The following is a 19,746-nucleotide window of genomic DNA, read 5'->3' as shown; positions in this document are numbered from 1 at the left end:
GTACAAGTCATGCCTGATGACCATAGCAAGTCGGCCCCACCCCTTCCCATCCCGAACAGGACCGTGAAACGACTTTGCGCCGATGATAGTGCTGCAACCAGTGTGAAAGTAGGTTATCGTCAGGCTGTTATACCGAGAAAAGCCCACCAGTGATCTGGTGGGCTTTTTTCATTTGTGCTCGCGAAATCAAACCCGCCGGTTTTCCCAAGCGTCGCAGTGCAGACTTTCCGGGGACAAACCGGCCTGCGATGAAAACCAGGGTCAGTCCCGGCGGGACAGACCCTAAGCCTGGGACGTTACGGGTTTACAGGCGCCCATCTGCGGCCAGGCTTGGGGTCTGTCCCTTCAGGGACTGACCCCGGTTTGAATCGGCGAATTATGTGGAACCAAGACCGCTTGAGCTGACGGCCGTCCAGAACAAACCGCAGCGCCACCCTGTCGCTGCTTGCGCGCCAATCAATCCCAACGATGCAGCACATCTGCGAGCGCCACCAGCAGGACCATCGCGCACAGGAAGCGCGTCCAGTGCGGGCGGCCGTCGCGCCGGGACGTGCGCGCCAGCAGCAGCAAGCCCGCCACGGGCAGCGGGGTGCGATATGTCAGCGCCAGCGCAAGTGCGATCATGAGCTGCGACAGCAACGCGAGCCATGGTACTCGCACAGGCGGCACATTCTTCCGCAAGTCGACGGCAGGCGCCGCAGCAGGTTCCACAGCTGCAGGAGCGACCGATGCCGGCCGCCGCGCCTCCTTCTTCTCGAGCGACACCTGTTCCTGCGTTTTCTCCAGCACGGGCGGTGGCGGTGGCGTGGCCTGCCAGAAGCCGTCCCAGGGGGCCTTGCCTTGCGCCGACAGCGCGCGGAAATCGCCGCCCCGGCGCGCCGGCATCGGCGTATCCGCCGCGGCCGCGCCCGACCAGCGCTCGCGCGCCGCACGCACGCGTGCCAGCAGCGGGCCGCCCTTGGCCGGATCGACCATTCTTACGAACTGCGCATAGCCTTCCAGCGCCGCCAGCACATTCGTATTACCGTTCCACTGCTTGCCTGCCGGACCATCCTTCTCGACCTGGAACAGCGTGGCACGGAAGCGCCGCAGCGTGTCCCGTTCGACGGTCGCCTTTTCGTTGACCACGATGCCCGTCACGCTCTGGCGCTGTGAATCGCGCATCACGTGCTGCTTGTCCGGATGCGGCGTAAAGCCTTCATCGGCCACGATCTGGCGCACGCGCCACAGCAGCTTGCCCGCCAGCGTGCGCGTTTGCTCCGGTCCCGAGAACGTCAGGTCGTCGGCATAGCGCGTGTACGTGAAGCCCAGCTTCGCCGCCGCCCCCTGCAGCCGCGCATCGAGGCGCCGGCATAGGATATTCGTCAGCGCGGGGCTGGTGGGCGCGCCCTGGGGCAGCACGCGTTCGCCGTGCGCGACAAAGAAGGTTTCTCCATCGACGTCGACCTGCTCCGTCGCCGCCTCCGTGCACAGCAGCGCCAACGTGGTCGCGACCTGCTTGCTGTAGCCCAGCTGGCCGAACACGCCGGTGACGCGGCGCATGCCGATCGACGGGAAGAAGTCCTTCAGGTCGACGTTGATGACGACAGCGCGCCCCACGTGCGGCGCGGCGTTGCTGACGATCGAGCGGCCCTTCAGGAAGCCATGCGCCGCGGGGTGGACCGGGGCGCGTGCGAGCACGTTGTCGAGTACCCAGTACTGGCTGCGCTTCAGGCGCGGCATCGGCGCCGAGATGATCCGTTCGCCGCCGGCTTTCTTCGGCATGGCGAAGCGGCGGTAATGGCTGATGCGCGAGACGCGGCGGTCGAACGCAAGGAAGCGCAGCTCCGGCAGCGACAGGCCCATCGCCCGTGCCAGGTCCTGCGCGGTGTGCAGCGCGGGCAGTGCCGCGCGGGCGAGCTTGTCGCCATCGCTGCGCGCTTCGTTCAATCCGCCCGACACCTCCTCGCCCAGGTACAGGATTTCGCCCGCCTGACGATGGTGCCATGCGCTGGCCCGTTCGAAGCGTTCGCGCGCACGACGCTGCCGCGTCTCTTCGCGCCGGGCCCGCGCTTTCGCCATGCGTTCCTTGCGCATTGCCTTCAGCGCCAGTACGGGGTCGTCGGCGATGCGCACTTCCTTCCCGAGCGCACGCAGCGCCTGGCTCAACTCCGCTTCGCGCCGGATCAGCTGTTCCGCTTCGGCGCGGCCCGGGTCATCCGCAGGCCAGAAGCCGAGACGCTGCATTTCGCCCAGCGTGACTTCCTCGCGCGTGGACGTACGCAGGCGCTCGTACAGTTCCTGACGGGTCATCGTGGGTGGGGTATTGGCGCTCATGGGCGTGCTCCCTGGCGGGAGGCGAACGCGGAGGACAAGCATGGCGGGACCATCATCGAAGGGCCGGCAGGACTGGACCGCTCAACTCGTAGCCGGGCCGCACTGGTAGCGCTGATGTCATTCATGGAATGCACACCGACTCGCGCTACCAGTGCTGGTCCGGCCCAGTGAAGAGCGGGCCAGTGACGCATGGGGAGGGCAGGGTACGAGGACGGCGATCCGCCGTCCGGGTTGCAAGAGCCATCCCGCCATGCTTGCGCGGTCGAGTATAGCAGCGCCCCGGGCGCAATCTCAAGCATCATCTGGCGTCTCATGTCGGACCGGGCTTGGGGAGAGTGGCTGGTCATGCTGCGGGTTCCTGTTTGCCGTCGCGGCCCTGCGCCAGCCGCAAAGCCAGCAGGTGCGCGCAAGGTCCCTGGCGCAGCCGGTGATGGATGAAGTGGGGGCACTGGCACGTGCCGTCGACGATGCGCAGGTCGGCATCGAGCTGCAGCGACACCTGGTAGCGCCGTTCGCCGCTGCGCGCCTCGCCCTGCAGATACATGGCGCCATCCTGTTGCGCATCGCAACGCTGTAGCGCGATCGCATGCAGGGCGAACAGCGTCCATGCCTCGCTCTCGATCTCGCTCGCGAAGCGCAGCTCGTCGAGCGACAGCGGCTCGCGCGTCAGCTCGCGCAGGCGGTAGACGCGCTGGGTCAGATCGTAGACGACGCGGCCGGCCTGCGTGTACAGTGCCAGCGCGCGTTCGACGACCAGGCGCGACAGCCCCGTGTCGGCGGCCAGCTGGTCCGCGCTGGCCAGCCAGCGCTGGCCCAGCGCATCGAAGACGCGGCGCTTGCTGTCGTTGTCGACGTCGCCGCGCGGCGCCAGCAGGTCGAACTGGCCCGCATGGGACCAGTCGTTCGCCGTCCAGCCGGACAGGCCGAGCGTGAGCTGCATGTCCGGCAGGTTGGCAATCCAGAAGCTGGGCATGCCGCTCCCCATCAGGTGCACCGTGAAGCTGTGCGCGACGGGGATCAGGCGTTCCAGCAGCAGCAGCCGGCGGCGGCCCCAGACGCGGACCTCCTCCGGCGCATTGCCCGGATAGATCGAGCGGCGGCACACGATCTCCTCGTTCCACGGCTCGAAGATCACACGCACCGGTGCGCCTGGCGTCAGCACGAAGCGCAGCGAGCGGGGGCCGACCCGCTCCTTGCGGCGGCGCAGCTGCAGGCAGAAGTTGTGCAGGTCCATCGGATGCAGGTCGAAGGTGCGCGCCGGCAGCGTCATCGCGCTGCTCACCTGCAGGAAGCCGCGCACCCAGCTTTCCGGCACGTCGATCTTCTGCTCGATGAAGGCCGGATCGGCGGCCGTAGCGACCTGGAAGCCGCCCGGGTCGATCGCCAGCCGCGTGTTCTTGTAGTCGCGGATCTTCTGGAACTGCTCGTACAGCGCTTCCGAGTAATCGATGTTGGTGGTGCCGCAGGCGAAGTCGCCCAAGCGGTCGAACACGTTGTGGCTGCAACTGAGCGAAGCGTAGCTTGATTCGTCGCGGCTGAAGCACTCGAAGAAGATGCGGTCCGGGTGCACCGTGATGACGGGATCGAGCACGTACCACAGCTCGCGGTTGGTCGCGTACAGGTAGTTCCAGTAGTTGCGCTGCGCCTCGTAGAACGGCTTCAGGACCGCTTGCTTGCGTGCACGGACCTCGCGCAGCTCTGCTTTCAACGGTTCCTGGCGCGCCACCAGTTCCTGCGCTCGCGCCTGGAACTCCAGCAGCAGGTGCTCCTCGTTCTGCGCCAGCCACGCCTTGTAGGCGGTCTTGTCGCGTGGCTGGTAGCGCTGGTCGGCCACGACCACGTCGTGCAGCGCCGACATTGCCTCGCGAAACGGCAGGCGGCGGTTCACGTCCGCCACGAAGTGCGTGGGCGGACGCAGGGCATCCGGTACGAAGCGCATGTCCGTGGCCGATGCGCTGTTCTCGACGGTGGTGGCGCCGTAGTAGCGGTAGTTGAATCTCATTGGACGCTCTCTCCGGTGGCGGCGCGCACGGTGGGCGGCACGATCGTCAGCGCTGGCGGCAGGGCCGGATAACGCTGCTGGATGGCACGCAGGCCCTCGATGTATTGGGCCTTGTCGGCGACGGCCACGGTGACGACCTGGCGCGCGAACAGCCGTGCGACCACGGCGCCGATCTCTTCGGACAGCATGGCCTGCTCACGCAGGAAGCGCTGCACGCGACCCTTGACGACGCGGCCGCGGTTCACCTGCGACAGCACAGTGAGGAAGTAGGGCTCGAGGCGGCGCAGCTTGTCCGCATCGCCGCCGCATGCGCTCTCCAGCCAGGTGCTGACGAACAGCTGCATATTGGCCGACGGGTGCTGGCTCAGCTTGAACATGAACTCGGTGACGTCGGCGATATCGAAATGCTGCGTGATCATCGCGCGGCCGAAGCGCTGGGCGGCCGGATCGGCATGGTCGCACAGGTTCACCAGCAGCAGCGGAGTCCAGTCGGCGGCGCCGCAGGCGGTACTGAAGAAGTGCGTGGCGAACTCGCGGGTGTCGTCGAACTTGCTGTCGAACAGCCGCAGCGCCGCTTCCATATCGGCCCGCGCCGCCTCCGGGTGGGCCGTGAAAGCGGCGTAGGCCCAGCGGCGTACGGCCGCATTCTGGTTGCGGCCGAAAGCTGCCCAGTCGCGCACGTCGAACTGCGCCGGTGTGAAATGACCGACGAGCAGTGCGCCCAGGCGTTGCGCGCCCTTGCCCTGCGCGGCCAGGAGCCGGCGCAGTAGTCCGGGCTCGGCCAGCACCGGCGCGGCACTCAGCGGGCCAGTCAGCCAGCCGAGGACATCGTCATGGACGCCGTCCGCCGTCTCGCTGCGGAACAGGCTGTCGAGCAGGGCGGGCACCAGTGCCGCCACGCTGGCGGCATCGGGTGCCAGCCGGCGCACCACGTCGTCGATGGCCGCGCGCACGCCCGCATCGGGGCTGGTGGCAAAGACGCCGATCAGGTCCAGCTGGTCCTTCAGCACGTGTTCGGGCAGGGCCGCGAACAGCCGTACCGCCATCGCGCGCACGGCGGCATCGTCGTCGCGCAGCAGTGCCGTCAGCGTCGCAGCGGGCAGGCCGAAGGGTGGCATCGCGTGCAGCAACAGCCAGCGGCACGCCAGCTCCCGCACCGCTGCCAGCCGGTGCGCGGCCAATTCAAGCAGCGTGTCGTACGGCGCCTGGGCGGCCGCTTCGTGCAGCGGATTGTCCAGTGCCTGGAACAGGTCGGGCGCGATGGCCGGTACGGTGGTGGCGGCATCGTCGCCGTCGTCGCAGTGTACAAGCCAGTCCAGCAACTGCAGGACGATTTCCTGGGGCACGCCGGGCAGGCGCAACGCCGCCTGGCACAGGATCCAGCCATGCCGGCGCACGGCCGCATCGGGCGCGCACAGGATCGTGCAGACCAGGACCGGATCGGCCGCATAGTGCGCGCTGTCCCGCCCGATGCATGCCATCGCATACTCGCGCGCTTCCGGCAGCGCCGCCAGGGCCAGGACCATCAGCCATTCGTGGTCCGGCAAGTCGGGTTCGAAACGCGCCCGCACGAGGGTGAAGGCAAGACGGGCGGTTGCCTCGTAAGGGCTGCGCAGCAGCTCGCGCAACGGGTCGAGCCCCAGGCTGGCGCAGAACGCCTCGTTGTCCGCCAGCGCGCGCGCGGCAAACACGTGCACGCCCTCGCAGCGGCTGTGCCGCATCAGCGTCAGCAGCGCTGCCGGGTGGCGGTCCCAGATCTCCGGGAACGCCTCGGCACGCAGGTCGTCGGTGCCATGCTCCCCGGTCCGATACCACGTCAGTCCGGAACGGTTGTGGCGCAGCCCGGCGTGGCTGCGCACCAGGTGGTTGAACAGCGGCCAGTGTGCGTAGCGGTCCAGCAGGCGCGCACCGCGGCGGGCCGGCGCACTGGCTTCGGCATCGTCCCGTTGCAGCAGCACGGCCAGTGCCATCGGGATGAATGCCGGATCGTCCAGTTCACCCAGCCGCCGCAAGGTGCGCCAGCTGCGCCGCAGCAGGTAGTGGCGCGTGCGTACGCTGTAGGCTGCCGTGCTGTCCGGATGTGCCGCTTCCTCCGCGAAGGGGCGGTAGCTGCCGCGCGCCCAGATTCGTTCGCCCGGCTGGTGCGGGACGATCTCGAAACGGCGCTGCAGCAGGGCGAACAACTCGCCGTCCGTGCGCAGTTCGGCCGCCTTGTACAGATGGCGCACGGGGCGGAACGCGCCCGCGCGCAGTTGGACCGTTTGCAGCAATGCGAGCAGCGCCTGGCGCGCCACCGGCCGGCTCAGCGCGACCTGGTCGAGCTGTTCCAGCCAGCTATCCTGCGGCAGTTGGCGCCAGTCCCGCTTCTTGCGGGCGAGGTTCACCAGTTCCACCGCATCGCCGCGCTGGAGGGCCTCCCGCAAGCGGTCCGGCCACGTGGCGACCAGCGCATCGGCATGCCGTTCGCGTTCTTCCGGAGTGGCGAGCAGCAGCCATGCCTGCAGCGCGATCCGGCGCACGGCATCGGTCTTGCCGCGCGTCTGCAATTCGCGCATCGCGACGGCCGCGCCGGCATCGCCACAGCGCCCGATGGCCCAGGCGATGCAGTAGTCCTGCATCGCGTCGCCCCGTTCCAGCTGGTCGACCAGGGCCGGCACGGCGGCGCGCAGGCGGCGCTCGCCGATGCGCCAGATGGTGCGGTTGCGGTCGTGCTGATCGAGCAGCTTCCAGCTGCCCGGTTCGAGGCGGCGCAGCAGTACCCGATCGGCTTCGCTGACGGCCGGTGCGGCGGCGACGATCGGCATTGGCGCCGGTGCGGGCTGCGCCCGCATCGGATCGGCAAACCCCTGCGCCTGGCGCTCGGCCACGGCGCTCTGGTACAACTTCTCGGCGGTCGCGAGGTCGACGGGTTGCGGCGTGCGGGTGCTTTCGCGCCAATCGCCGTCCATGCGGCCCTGGCGCAAGTTCACCAGGTAGCGGTCCGCGGTCCCGGCGGCTTCGCACAGTTCGATCTCGCAGTGAACCGCAGCGTCTTTCTGCCGGCGTACCAGGCTGGTTTTTCTGATCAGTTTCACCGCTCGCATTCCTTGTCGCGTCAACCGGTGAATATTAACCAACTATTATTGTTCAGTAAATAAGAATGGCAGAGCGATAAAACTGTCGGCGCTAACGATAATGCTAAGATAATTCACGCTCCGATTAATCAACGAGGAATCGAATGTCGAACACGAACTGGAAACTGCGCAGCATGATCGGTGGCCTGGGCTTTGCGGTGCTGGCGCTGCCCGCGTGGGGCGCCGAGCAGGCCTGGGTCACGAAGAGCAACGAGAATGCCAAGCTGCTGCTCAATGTCGTGGCCAAGTATTCGCCGGAAAACGCGACCGAACTGGGTGTCGACGGATTCGACGAGCAGATCACGGACATGTCGCGCGACCTGTTCGAGGCGACCAACAAGGACACCCGTGCCGTGATCGCGCAATTGCAGGCGCGGCTCAAAAGCGAGTCGGACCCCAAGGTGCGCCAGGACCTGGAAATCCTGATCAAGACCGGCCAGGACCAGCTGCGCTCCGAAGCGCTGAAACGTAAATACCTGATGCCGTACGTGGACGTGGGTCAGCTGTTGTTCGGCGTGGTGCGCGCGACCCTCGATCCGCGCATTCCGAAGGAACGCCAGCAGCTGGTCGTCAAGCGACTGGAGAAGTATGCGGGGCTGGCCAAGGGCTATCGTCCCATCGCCGAGCTGGCACAGGAACGGCTGCAGGAGCGCCTGAAGGCAAACAGGAACCTGCTGGGCCCTTACAAGGGCGAAGTGGAACAGGCCTTGAATGACGGCCCCACGCTGCTCAAGGGGATGAAGGAGCTGCTGGCGAAGAGCGACGTCAAGGGCTGGGAGCCGGCCTACGCGGCCTTGGAGAAGCAGCTGACGGCCTATGACGCGCACGTGCGCGCGCAGGTTCTGCCGAAAGCCCGCACCGATCATCGGCTGCCGCCGGAACTGTATGCGGACAACCTGCGCCAGTTCGGCGTCGACATCACGCCGCAGGAGCTCATTGCCAAGGCGCTGACGTCGTTCGCCGAGATCCGCAATCAGATGAACATCACGGCGGGCCTGATCGCCCAGGAGCGCAAGCTGCCGGATGCGGACTACCGCGCCGTCATGAAGGAACTGAAGAAGCAGCAGATCCCTGCCGACAAGGTCATGCCGCTGTATGTTGAGCGGCTGGCGCAGATCGAAACCGCGGTACGCCAGCAGGGCATCGTGTCGCTGCCATCGCGCAAAGCCGTGATCCGCCTGGCGACGCCGGCCGAAAATGCGCGCCAGCCCGCGCCCCATATGAATCCGCCGCGCCTGATCGGCAACACGGGCGAATATGGCGAATTCGTGCTGACGACGGGCATGCCGCCCGATGCCAGCGGCAAGGCGCTGGTGTTCGACGATTTCACGCACCAGGCGGCCAGCTGGACGCTGACCGCGCACGAAGCGCGCCCTGGCCACGAGCTGCAATTCGCGAAGATGATGGAGGCCGGCGTGTCGACGGCGCGCGCGGTGTTTGCCTTCAACAGCGTCAATGTCGAGGGCTGGGCGCTGTATGCGGAAGCGGAGATGCAACCGTATGAACCGCTCGACGGCCAGCTGTTCGCCCTGCAGGCGCGCCTGCAGCGTGCCGCCCGCGCATTCCTCGACCCGATGGTCAACCTGGGCGAGATCACGCCCGACGGTGTGAAGAGCTTCCTGATGGATGAAGTGGGCCTGTCCGAAGGTATGGCGACGCAGGAAATGCAGCGCTATATCTTCCGCTCGCCGGGCCAGGCCACATCGTATTTCTACGGCTATCAGCGCCTGATGGAAACCCGCCAGGCCGCCGAGGTGGCGCTGCGCGGGAAGTTCAACCGCCAGGCCTTCAACGACTTCGTGCTGGCGCAGGGGCTGGTGCCGCCGGCGCTGCTGCGCAAGGCCGTGATGGAGGAACTCGTGCCGTCCCAGCGCTGAGCCAGCATCGGGCGCCATGCGGTGCCGGGGGTACTATCCAATTCTCGTTAGCAATTAATATGTGATAAAATTGCTAATGGTTTAGAAGATAAGTCATCCTCCGGGCACCTCATGAACAAGAAAACGCTGGGCAAGGCGGCGGCGGGCATCGTGCTCGTCGCCGCGGCCGTCATCAGCTATCGCACCTTCGGCTGGGGCCACCAGCGCGGCTCGGTGCACGACCTGCAGCTGGACCTGTCGGCGCCAGATGCGCTGATCGTCACGCAAAGCCTGTCCACCCTGCCGCGCGACCTGCTGACCATTCCGCTCGCGCGCGACGTGCTGCGCGAGGACCTGCTGTTCTACTACGAGCAGAACGAGGACCGCCTGGGCCTGAAGGGCAGCCTGCGCCGCATCGCCTACGAGCATGAACTGGGCTGGGGCGACCAGCTCATTCGCATGGTGCTGGACGAACCGGCCGACGTCGCCGTCTGGCGCGATGTCGACGGCTCATTGCAGCATTACGCCATCGCCGTCTCGCGCAACAAGCTGACCCGGCTCCTCGAGGAGGCGGGCAAGGTGGCGCTGAAGGACAGCCAGATGCGCATCGCCGGCACATTGAACGTGGATGGCGGCAAGGTGAACGTCTTCGCGCTGGACTACGCCTACCAGCGCACCCTGCTGCTGGCCGCCCATGGCGACCGGCTCTTGATCCTGTCGCATCCGGGCATGCTTTATCGCGGCAAGATCGGCACGGACATCGACAGTACGGCGGAAAAGACCGTTATCGGCCTGCTCGGCAAGGATGCCGCCGGGCGCCGCCAATTCCACCAGCGGTTCCTGCTGCCCGAGCAGCCGGTCAAGGGCCACACGGTGGCCGTCAAGGCCGACGTGCTGGCGTTCGGCTACCAGCCGTTCTTCAGTGCCCTGCAGGCGCTGCGCTTCGACTTCAGCAAGGGCGCATGGCGCTCGCAGGCGCTGATCGATGGCGGCAAGCTGGGTAAAGGCGGCTACGACAGCCGGGCGCTGTGGGCCGCGCTGCCGCTCAACCCGAGCGCCTGCTTCACGGTGCCGGTGGACTGGGCGGCGGCGCAACCGGTCCTGCAAGCGCTGGGCGCGGACGGCGCCGACGCACTGGCCGGGCAGATGCAGGGTCCGGCCGCGGCCTGCTGGTACGCCAGCTCGCGCCTGCACACGCCCGTGTTTGTCGCCACGCGCGCCAACGCGCCCGATGCCCTGTTCGGCAGCCTGTTCACGGCCGCCGTCGGCGGTAACCAGCAGGTCGGCAAGCCGGTCACGCAGGGCGGCGCACTGCGCTGGCAGCAGCCGGTCGACACCGCATTGGGGGCGGCCGCGCCGACACTGGCGGTATCGGGCAACCTCGTCGTGTACTCGCCCGATCCGAAGCTGGTGGACCAAGTGCTCGCCGTCAAGCGCAAGCAGGCTGCCGCGACCGCGGATCGCCTGCCCGACGCGGCGCGCACGGTGGGCGTGATCGCACCGGCGTCGCTGGCCCAGCTGATCCAGCGCGAGACCTTCAATACGCTGCCCGCGAAGCAGGAACCGGTGCTGCGCGGCGCGGCCGACGAACACCTGGTGCCGCGCCTGAACGCGCTGAAGAAATATCCGCCGTACCGCCTGGTGCTGAAGGCGCTGCCGAAGTCCGGTACCGCGTGGGAGCCGCTGGAATGGCAGGTCATCGGCCATTGACGGGGCGCCGCGCGGCGCTGCGGCTGCTGGCGCTGTGTGCCGGTGGGACCCTCGCGCCGGCGGCGCTGGCGCTGAAAGGCCCGCCGACGGCACAGGTGCGGCTGTCGCAGGCGCAGACGCGCGCGTTCCAGGCCTGGATGCTGCGCATCGTCAGCGCCCAGGTGGAACAGGGCCCGTCGCCGCGCTGGCATCACCGCGACTGTGCGGGCCTGGTGCGCTTTGCCGTCAACGAGGCATTGGCCGTGCACGATGCGAAGTGGCTGCGAGCGAATGGCATCGCGACCGATCGGCGCCTGCCGCCGGAACTGAACCTGACGCCGGCGCAGGCGGCACTGCGCAACCGCTGGGTGCAGTCGGACGGCAAGGTCGGCCACTTCGTCACCGCGCTGGCGCTGGTACAGAACAACAGCCGCTTCGTCGCACGCGAGATCAGCCAGGCGCAGCCCGGCGACCTGCTGTTCTTCGACCAGGGCGACGAACAACATCTGATGGTGTGGATGGGCGCGCGCATCGCGTACCACACGGGCACCGTCACCCCGGAAGACAACGGTCTGCGGACCGTCGATATCGATCAACTCACGAACTGGAAGGACACGCGGTGGCAACCAGCGGTCAACAATCCCAACTTCGCCGGCGTGTTCCGGCTTTCCTTTCTGTCCTGAAGCTGTGCATGGTGGCGGCGCTGGCCGCGCTGCTCTCTGTTCCTGGTGCGATCGCGCAGGAGACCGAGGCCGCGGTCGGCAGCTACACGCCATTCAAGGGCGAGCCGTTCTTCCTGCTGGCCGACACCGGCTTTGGCAGCGGCGAGGAAGCGCGCGTGCGGCTGGAAGTGCCGGGCCGCGACATGGGTCGCATGAACCTGGAAGCGTATTCCGGCGCGGACATCGTCGTGTATCGCGTGCCGGAGCCGCTCGAGTTCCTGAAGAAGCAGCGTAACCTGCACCGTGTGCAGGTCGCCGGAAATTACCAGGGCGAAGGGCTGGCCAATACGCTGCGCTTCCTATGGGACAGCTGGTGGAAGCAGTCGCGCCTCGCGTGGCGCCGCCTGTTCTCGCCAGAGGCGCGCCGCGCCGTGACGGGCGAGCAGCCGCATCTGGCCACCAGCGAGGCGATCCGGCGCCCGGTGGTGTTCGCGAACCACCCGCAATACAAGCCCCTGAAGGGCTTCGACATGGTCGACAGCTTCCGCTACCCGATCTGGAAAGCCAAGCCGATCGCGCCGCCGAAGGGCGTGCAGCTGGACGGCTCGAGCAGCGAGTTCATTCCGACCGGCGCGGGCAACGTGATGATCCCGATCGGCAAGCGGAAACCTGGCCTGTACCTGGTCGAAGCCCTCATCGGCCAGCACCGCGCCACCACCCTGGTGTTCGTCTCGGACACGATCGCCGTCACCAAGGTTTCCTCCGGCCAGATGCTGGTGTGGACGGCGCGGCGCGACAATGGCGCGACGGTGGCCGGCACCAACGTGGCCTGGACCGACGGCACGGGCGTGCTGCAGTCCGGCGTCACCGGCGCCGACGGCGTCGCCACCCTGGAGCGCGGCAGCCCAGAGCACACCTACGTGCTGGGGGAAGATCGCAGCGGCGGCGTGTTCGTCTCCGAGAACTTCTACTATGACAGCGAGATCTACAACACCAAGATCTACGCCGTCACGGACCGCCCCCTGTATCGCCCGGGCGACGAAGTCAACGTCAAGTTCCTGGCGCGCGACTTCAAGTCGGCACGCGTCTCGGCCGCCGCGGCCCAGGCGCCGGTCGCCCTGACGGTGTACGACCCGAACGGCACGCCGCTCCTGACGCAGACCTTGCAGCTGTCGCCCGAAAACGGCACCGAGACGCGCTTCCGCCTGCCCGAGCGGGCCGGCGCGGGCGGTTACGAGCTGCGCTTCGCGTACCAGGGCGACATGTATGGCGCGGCGTTCCGCGTGGCCGAATACATCAAGCCGCACTTCGAGATCAACGTGCAGCCGAAGCAGCCGGAGTTCAAGACCGGGGAAAACGTCAGCGGCACGATCGCCCTGCGCTATGCGGACGGCAAGCCTGTGAAAGACGCGGCGCTGACGCTGTCGCTGCGCAGCCAGCAGAACACGATGGTGGAAGGCGAACTGCGCTACAGCGGCCTGTTCCCCGTCGAGCTGAAAACGGTCGAACTGAAGACGGACAGCAAGGGTAATGCGGACTTCTCGCTGCCGCCGGCGGCCGAGCCGTCGCGCTACATCCTGACGGTGCTGGCCACCGACGGCGCGGCCTACCGCGTCAAGACGACGCGCGAGCTGCTGATCGCCCGCTCGGCCAGCAGCTACCAGCTGAAAGCCGCCAGGCAGTTTTCCGACCCGGGCCAGACGGTGCACTTCGACTTGACGGCGGACGGCAAGGGCGCCGCCCGCCCCGTACGCTGGGAAATGGTGCAGCTGGAGCAGCAGACCAAGACGTCGGGTGCCTTCAACCCGGCCGCCAAGGGCTGGGACGTGGTGTTTCCGACATCCGGTTCGTACCAGCTGAGCCTGCGCGACGAGCGCGGCAACCTGCTGGCCGCCGCCAGCCATTGGGTCACCGGCGCGGGCGTCAAGACCACGCCGGGCAGCATCGAGATCGTGCTGGACAAGGCGCGCTACCGCCCGGGCGAAACGGCCGAGGCGCTGGTCACGTTCTCGCAGCCTGCCGACGAGGCGCTGGTCACGCTGGAGCGCGACAAGGTGGAGCAGTACGGCCTGCTGAAGGGCGGCGCCGGCTGGTTCAAGGCCACCCGCGTGGCGCCGAACCAGTGGCGCGTACGCATCCCGGTCACGGCGGAACATGGCCCCAACATCACGTTGTCCGTCGCCGCCACGCGCAATGGCGAATTCGTGTTCGAGAACGCCGGCTTGCAGGTCATCGAACCGCGCATCGCACTGCAGTTCAAGGCCGACAAGGACGTCTACCAGCCGGGCGAGAAGGTCACACTGGACGTGACGGCCACGCTGGACGGCCAGCCCGTATCGACCTTGGTGGCGCTGGGCGTGGTCGACGAGATGATCTACGTGCTGCAGCCGGAGATCGCGCCGGACATCGCCGACTTCTTCTATCATCCCCGCCGCAACAACGTGCGCACGACGGCCAGCCTGTCCTTTATCAGCTACGACATGGCGCAGGGCCGCACCAGCGGCGTGCCGGCGCGGCACAACTACAACGAGCGCGGCGTCAAGGTGCTGGAGCGGCCGCGCCGCGACAACGTCGACACGGCCTTCTGGGCCCCGTCGTTGAAGACCGATGCCAGCGGCCACGCGCGCGTCACGTTCACGATGCCCGATGCGCTGACCCGCTGGCGCATCACGGGCCGCGCGATGGATGGGCAGGGCCGCGTGGGCCAGCGCACGGGCTACCTGCGCTCCGACAAGGCGTTCTACGCCAAGTGGACGGCGCCGGACTGGATGCGCGCTGGCGACGCGCCGCGCGCCACGGTGGCGGTGTTCAACCAGAGCGGTACCAAGCAGGCGCTCGACGTGACGCTGACGGGCGCCGGTCTCGCGAAGACGGAAAGGATCGATGCCAACCCGGGTGTCAACTACGTGGCGTTCCCGTTGGCCGGCAACGCCGGTGCGCTGCGCCTGGAGGTAAAACAGAACGGCAGGCTGGTGGACGCCGTCGACACGGCCCTGCGGGTGCAGCCGGCGGCCTGGAGCAGCCCGCGCTCGCAGGCGCTGGCGCTGGCCGGGGCCGAGACGGCGCTGAAGCTGCCGCCCGATGCGCGCAATGTCCGCGTGGCGTTCGTGCAGGGCGCCGCCGGCCAGTTCTCCCGCATCGTCGATGACCTGATCGAGCATCCGTACGGTGGCGTCGAGCAGACCGCCAGCCAGATCATCCCGCTGACCCTGGCCACGCAAAGCCTGGGCGGCGATGCCGCCGGCTTGCGCGAGCGCCTGCTGGCGCGGCTGCAATCGAGCCGCCTGCGCCTGGTGTCGATGGCCGGACCGAAGGCTACCTTCGGCTGGTGGGGCAATGCCACGCAGGGCGATGCGCTGATGACGGCGTATGCCTACTACGCCGACTGGTACGCGGCCCGCGCGCTGCAGATCGAGCTGCCGGCGGAGCACTGGGACAACCTGCTGGCCGTGTACGCCGAGACGGGCCTGAAGGACAGCCTGACGCGGCGCGCGCTGACGCTGTGGATGGCGCAGCAGATGGGCCTTGCGGCGAAGACGCTGGTGGAAGGCCTGGTCGGCGACAGCGCTGCGGCGGTCCTGGCCGACAAGGCGCGGCCGCAAGGCGCCGGCGCCAGCCTGCTGCTGGGCGCAGCCGACGACCGCGTTACCCAGTCGATGGGCTTTGGCCTGCTGGCGCTGGTGGCGGCGCAGAACGGTGTCGCGCTGCCGCCTCCATTGCAGGAGCAGGTGGCGGCGGCATGGACCACGCTGCGTGCCGTGCCGGCACCGGTGGCGCAGGCCCTGCTGATGCTTGCCGGCGAGCTGCCTGCCACGCAGGCCGAGACGGTACTGGGCGCTGTCAAGGCGGAGGCGCCCACGTTCGACCGGACGTTGACCTTGCTGTGGGTGCAGAAGAAGCTGGGCGGCGCGGCGTTCGGCAAGGCGCCGGCGGTCGCGCTGGAAGGTCCTTGGCAGAAGATCGACAGCGGCACCGGCCAGCCAACCTGGCGCTGGACGGATGCGAAGACGGTACCGGCCGCGCTGCGTATCGCTGGCGCCGCACCGGCCGGCACCACGGCCATCGTGCAGTACGACAGCCGCGGTGCCGAAAGCAGCACGCTGGCGGTGACGGTGGAACGGCGCATCCTGCGCATGGTGCGCGGCAGCGACGGCTACAAGACGGAACTCGTCAAGGCGGGCGAAGCGCTGCGCAGCGACGAGCTGTATCTGGATGAAGTGCGCCTGAAGCCGGCCGCCGGCGCGCGGCATCGCTACGGCCTGGTGGAAGTGGCGCTGCCGCCTGGCGCGACCGTGGAGCCGACGACGTGGGGCATGACGATGGCCGGCGCGACGCCGGTGCCACTGGAGCGTGCCCGCCACGTCGAGCGGCGCGATGGCTACGCCGTGCCGGTCGAGCCGCTCGATGGCGAGATCACCGTGCGCCACCTGCTGCGCTTCGCGCAGAAGGGCACGTACGTGCTGCCCCCGGCCCGCTACTACCGCATGTACCAGCCGGACCAGAAGGCGTTCGAGGGCGGCGGCAAGAGCATGCGCACGCTGAAGGTGGAGTGATGCCACGGCGCGGCATCGCGCGGGTGCTGGCGCTGTCCGCGCTGGCGGCGGCGCAGGCATCGTCCGCGTCCCTCGACGTGGCTTGGCGCCAGGACGGCGCCACCCGTGTCGTGCAGCTGCGCCAGGGCGGCCCGGCACCGCGGCCGTTCGACGGCAGTCGCGCGGTGCCGCTGGGCAGCCTGTGGAAGCTGTTCGTCTACACGTATGCGGTGGACACGCGCACGCCCATGCCGGACTATCGCTGCACGGGGCGCGACCCGGAAGAGGTGTACTGCTGCGACGCCGGCGGGACGATCGAGCGCGATGCGGCGCTGGCGCAGTCGTGCGGCCTGTTCTTCGCGCCGCAGCGGCTGGCGATCGGCCTGCCGGCCTGGCGCGCCTACTGGACGAAACACCTGGGCACCGCGCCTGTGGGTGAGCTAGCGTGGCTGGCCGATCCGGCGCGCCTGGAGCCCGGCCGCGAAGTGCGCCTCGACAGCCTGCTGCGCGTCCTCGCCAGCGTTCCCGCATCGAGCCGCGCGGAAGCGGAAAGCGCGCTGCTGCGAGTGGTGCTGGACGGGCGCGGTGCCGACACGGTGCGCTGGTTCGGCAGCCAGCTGCGCGTCAAGACCTTTTCCTGGCACGAGAACCGCCGGGACGGCGCGGCTGGGCGACGGCTGGGCGGTGCGGCGGGCTGGCTGGCCGACGGCACGCCGGTCTGGTTCGCGGGCGAGGGCGCCAGCGCCGGCATCCTGCGGCAGTGGGCGCCTCGCCTGGCGGCCGCGCTGCCAGCGGCGCGTCCGGAAGACGCCGGCTGCGTGATGGTCGACTACTTTGCCCGCTACCCGGTTCGCACGGTGCGCGGCAGCGAGGGCGACGTGCTGGCCGGGGCGCTCAACGGCCGCTTTGTCGTGACGTTCGAGAACGGCAACAGCCTGGCGCTGCGCAGCACGGGCGAGCTGCTGGTGGAACGGGACAGCGATGGCCGGCCGCGCGTGCGCGGGCGCATGGGTGTCAACGAATACGTCGCCCGGGTGATCGACCGCGAAGGCAGCGCGCACGATGCCGAGGCGGGCAAGGCGCTGGCGATCGCCGCGCGCAGCTACCTGCAGCAGAACGCGCGGCTGGTGGCCGGCTGCCAGCAGATCGCCGACAGCAGCGCGCGCCAGCGCGTCAGCCCGAACCCGGCAACGCCCGAGGCGCTCGCATTGGCACGCTGGACCGACCAGCTGGTCGTCGATGGCGTCACGGTGCGTTACCACCGCGATACCCCGGCGCCCGATACGCTCGTGTGGACGCAGGCTGTCGCGCAGGCCCGGCAGGGCAAGCATTTCGATGAAGTCCTGGCGGCTGCGTATCCGGCCGGTTCGCTGGCGGTGGCCGGCAACAGCGGCACGCGCTGCCGGCGGCTGGCGCGGAACGAAGCCTGGCTGGCGGCGACGCTGCCGCGCTGGCGCCGTCAACTGGTGCGCGAAGCGGGCTACGAGGCGCCGCCGGCGCTGCCGATCGTCTGCGAGCTGGCCAGCGGCGCACCGTATTCCGAGCAGTCGCGCAACCGCATCTTCATGCGCCCGCTGTCCACGCGCGAAGACCGCATCACGCTGGCGCACGAGTACCTGCACATCGGCTTGCGCCAGCATCCGCGCGGGCAGGACGAAGACTATGTGGAGCGGCTGGCGCGCCGCCTCGTCGATATCAACCTGGAGCCGCCATGAAAGCTTGTCGTACCCTTGCCGCCGTACTGCTGGCGCTGGCCGCCTGGCCCGCGTCCGCGCAGGATCGTACCCTGGTGGGACCGCAGGGCGGCTGGAACCGCGCCGGTTTGACCGACCGCTCGCAGGAGCTGGCCGTCAATTATCCGTACGCGCTGATCGATCGCGGTACGCAGTCGAACCGGCGCATGATCGAAGGGCACCTGCGCCAGGCCAGCAAGCAGCGGCCGTTCCACAAGCTGGTCGTCAACGGCAATCCGACGCCGCTCTACACCGACGACGATGGCCGCTATGCGCGCGCCTATTCGTTCGGGGCGGGCTCGAACAGCGTCGAGATCCGCGCCCCGGACGGCAAGCCAGTCAAGCGGGTCCAGTTCTACGAAGCGAACACCACGCAGCCGCAGGCCGTGATCCGCGTGATCGCCGCATGGGACGACAACCAGGCCGAGGTCGACCTGCACATCGTCACGCCGGACGGCCAGCATGCCTACTTCGGCCATCCCGTGCTGACCAATGGCGGGGGACTCGACGTGGATACGGTGGATGGCCCGGGGCCGGAGAACTTCGTGATGGCCGCCCCGCAGCGCGGCCTGTACCAGGTGTGGATCAACTACTGGGGCAATTTCGGCAGCTCGGGCTATCACTTCGACGACGCCACGCGCCAGCGGCCCATCATCACCACGCGCATCACGCTGGTCTATCACGAGAACACAGCCAGGGAGCGGCGCGAGGAATTCGTCGTGCCGCTGCGCAGTATCGGCGAGCTGACCCTCGTCAAAACCTTCAAATTCTGAGTGTCATGAAGCTTAATACAATCGGCCTGCTGGCTGCCGCCCTTGTTCCCGCGCTGGCGAGCGCCCAGGTGACGATCGAGTCGCCCAAGTCCGGCTGGCGCAATTCGGCCGGTGCCCGCGAGACCTATTCGCAGGAGGTCAACTATCCCGCCAGCTCCGTCAACCTGCAGCCGGGTCAGAGCGAGACGGCGCAGATCCGCGGTCGCATCGCCGGCGCGCCGAAAGGCAAGCCGGCCACGCTGGTCGTCAATGGCGTGGCAATGCCGCTGGAACTGGATGAAAACGGCCGCTATGGGCGCCCATATGGTTTCGGTAATGGATCGAACGGCGTCGAAGTGCGTGCGCCGGATGGCAAGGGACGTTCCCGCGCCCAGTTCTACGATAACCATGCGGGCAAGACGCAGGCGCGCCTGCGCGTGGTGCTGTCGTGGGACAGTCCGGGCACGGACCTCGACCTGCATGTGATCACGCCGGAAGGCGGTCATGCCTGGTACGGCAATCGCGTAACGGGCGACGGTGGCGCGCTCGACGTGGATGTGACGACGGGATACGGCCCGGAGATATTCTCCAGCGCCGCCCCGCCGAAGGGCAATTACCACGTCTACGTGAATTACTTCGGCAGTGGTGCCGATTCGTCCATATTAACGATCGCACAAGTGGCGATTATCACCAACGAGAATACGCCGCGCGAGAAGCAGCAGGTGTTCCGTGTACCGATGCGTGCGGCCGGCGAGCTGACGCTCGTGAAATCGTTCGTGTTTCCGTAACGAGGGGCTTGTCACCCGGCAGTGGCTTTGCTATAGTTCTGTCCCTGCCGCAGCGTAGACGTGAAAACGAAACGATGCGACAGTGATGAAAGCGCCTCCGGCGCCGACATCGAAGGGGTTGACGAGCTGCATGAAACACCGCATAATCTCATCTCTCTGCTGCTGACAAACACAACGCTTTGTCGCCGAACGCAGCAAACGCCTGAGGGCAGAATTCTTTAACAATCAACAGTCGATAAGTGTGGGCGTTTGATGTGAGTGTGCCCGGGGCTTCGGTCCCGATACTCAAAATATATAGCATCA

At 67.9% G+C, this 19,746-nt stretch carries 10 protein-coding genes and 1 rRNA gene; 8 read left to right on the top strand and 3 right to left on the bottom strand.

Features of this window, described 5'->3' with window-relative positions; all coding sequences use genetic code 11:
• Positions 1 to 12 precede the first annotated feature (12 nt).
• Positions 13 to 125, top strand: a 5S ribosomal RNA gene (rrf, locus tag PX653_RS20240).
• 331 nt (positions 126 to 456) lie between these two features.
• Here rrf and PX653_RS20235 read toward each other — a convergent pair.
• The 3 genes from PX653_RS20235 to PX653_RS20225 all read right to left on the bottom strand — a co-directional run bounded on the left by PX653_RS20235 (position 457) and on the right by PX653_RS20225 (position 7,392).
• Positions 457 to 2,316, bottom strand: a complete 1,860-nt coding sequence (locus PX653_RS20235) for a reverse transcriptase family protein (RefSeq protein WP_277414525.1) — start codon at positions 2,314 to 2,316, stop codon at positions 457 to 459.
• Positions 2,317 to 2,659: 343 nt separating this feature from the next.
• Complete coding sequence (locus PX653_RS20230; protein ID WP_277414524.1) at positions 2,660 to 4,318, bottom strand: SWIM zinc finger family protein; 1,659 nt, start codon at positions 4,316 to 4,318, stop codon at positions 2,660 to 2,662.
• The gene (locus PX653_RS20225; RefSeq protein ID WP_277414523.1) at positions 4,315 to 7,392 is read right to left on the bottom strand and encodes a hypothetical protein; all 3,078 of its coding nucleotides are present in this window, start codon (positions 7,390 to 7,392) and stop codon (positions 4,315 to 4,317) included. Before PX653_RS20225 ends, PX653_RS20230 begins: the two co-directional genes overlap by 4 nt.
• Positions 7,393 to 7,535: 143 nt before the next feature.
• Between PX653_RS20225 and PX653_RS20220 the strand changes: the two genes are divergently transcribed.
• From PX653_RS20220 to PX653_RS20190, 7 genes are all read left to right on the top strand, one after another.
• The gene (locus tag PX653_RS20220) at positions 7,536 to 9,308 is read left to right on the top strand and encodes a DUF885 domain-containing protein (protein ID WP_277414522.1); all 1,773 of its coding nucleotides are present in this window, start codon (positions 7,536 to 7,538) and stop codon (positions 9,306 to 9,308) included.
• Between the two features lie 111 nt (positions 9,309 to 9,419).
• Entirely contained in the window at positions 9,420 to 10,997 is a 1,578-nt protein-coding gene (locus PX653_RS20215; protein ID WP_277414521.1) for a DUF2138 family protein, read from the top strand.
• Positions 10,976 to 11,659 carry a DUF1175 domain-containing protein gene (locus PX653_RS20210; RefSeq protein WP_277414520.1) on the top strand — a complete coding sequence of 228 codons (684 nt, stop codon included), beginning with the start codon at positions 10,976 to 10,978 and terminating at the stop codon, positions 11,657 to 11,659. Before PX653_RS20215 ends, PX653_RS20210 begins: the two co-directional genes overlap by 22 nt.
• An 8-nt stretch (positions 11,660 to 11,667) precedes the next feature.
• The gene (locus PX653_RS20205; RefSeq protein ID WP_277414519.1) at positions 11,668 to 16,191 is read left to right on the top strand and encodes an alpha-2-macroglobulin family protein; all 4,524 of its coding nucleotides are present in this window, start codon (positions 11,668 to 11,670) and stop codon (positions 16,189 to 16,191) included.
• The gene (locus PX653_RS20200; protein ID WP_277418621.1) at positions 16,191 to 17,885 is read left to right on the top strand and encodes a DUF2300 domain-containing protein; all 1,695 of its coding nucleotides are present in this window, start codon (positions 16,191 to 16,193) and stop codon (positions 17,883 to 17,885) included. The genes PX653_RS20205 and PX653_RS20200 overlap by 1 nt, the downstream gene beginning before the upstream one ends.
• Positions 17,882 to 18,676, top strand: a complete 795-nt coding sequence (locus tag PX653_RS20195; RefSeq protein WP_277414518.1) for a YfaP family protein — start codon at positions 17,882 to 17,884, stop codon at positions 18,674 to 18,676. The genes PX653_RS20200 and PX653_RS20195 overlap by 4 nt, the downstream gene beginning before the upstream one ends.
• A gap of 5 nt (positions 18,677 to 18,681) precedes the next feature.
• On the top strand, positions 18,682 to 19,443 hold the full coding sequence (locus tag PX653_RS20190; RefSeq protein WP_277414517.1) for a YfaP family protein: 762 nt from the start codon (positions 18,682 to 18,684) through the stop codon (positions 19,441 to 19,443).
• Positions 19,444 to 19,746 lie beyond the last annotated feature (303 nt).

Source organism: Pseudoduganella chitinolytica (genome assembly GCF_029028125.1).
In the GTDB taxonomy this organism is placed as follows: Bacteria; Pseudomonadota; Gammaproteobacteria; order Burkholderiales; family Burkholderiaceae_D; genus Rugamonas; species Rugamonas chitinolytica.
Note: the sequence above shows the minus strand (reverse complement) of the source record. Positions and strands in the feature narration are given on the sequence as shown.

Excerpts from the sequence above, each read along its gene's own strand:
- PX653_RS20235 (WP_277414525.1), bottom strand. The coding sequence starts at position 2,316 with ATGAGCGCCAATACCCCACCCACGATGACCCGTCAGGAACTGTACGAG.
- PX653_RS20230 (WP_277414524.1), bottom strand. The coding sequence starts at position 4,318 with ATGAGATTCAACTACCGCTACTACGGCGCCACCACCGTCGAGAACAGC.
- PX653_RS20220 (WP_277414522.1), top strand. The coding sequence starts at position 7,536 with ATGTCGAACACGAACTGGAAACTGCGCAGCATGATCGGTGGCCTGGGC.
- PX653_RS20215 (WP_277414521.1), top strand. The coding sequence starts at position 9,420 with ATGAACAAGAAAACGCTGGGCAAGGCGGCGGCGGGCATCGTGCTCGTC.
- PX653_RS20210 (WP_277414520.1), top strand. The coding sequence starts at position 10,976 with ATGGCAGGTCATCGGCCATTGACGGGGCGCCGCGCGGCGCTGCGGCTG.
- PX653_RS20205 (WP_277414519.1), top strand. The coding sequence starts at position 11,668 with ATGGTGGCGGCGCTGGCCGCGCTGCTCTCTGTTCCTGGTGCGATCGCG.
- PX653_RS20200 (WP_277418621.1), top strand. The coding sequence starts at position 16,191 with ATGCCACGGCGCGGCATCGCGCGGGTGCTGGCGCTGTCCGCGCTGGCG.
- PX653_RS20195 (WP_277414518.1), top strand. The coding sequence starts at position 17,882 with ATGAAAGCTTGTCGTACCCTTGCCGCCGTACTGCTGGCGCTGGCCGCC.
- PX653_RS20190 (WP_277414517.1), top strand. The coding sequence starts at position 18,682 with ATGAAGCTTAATACAATCGGCCTGCTGGCTGCCGCCCTTGTTCCCGCG.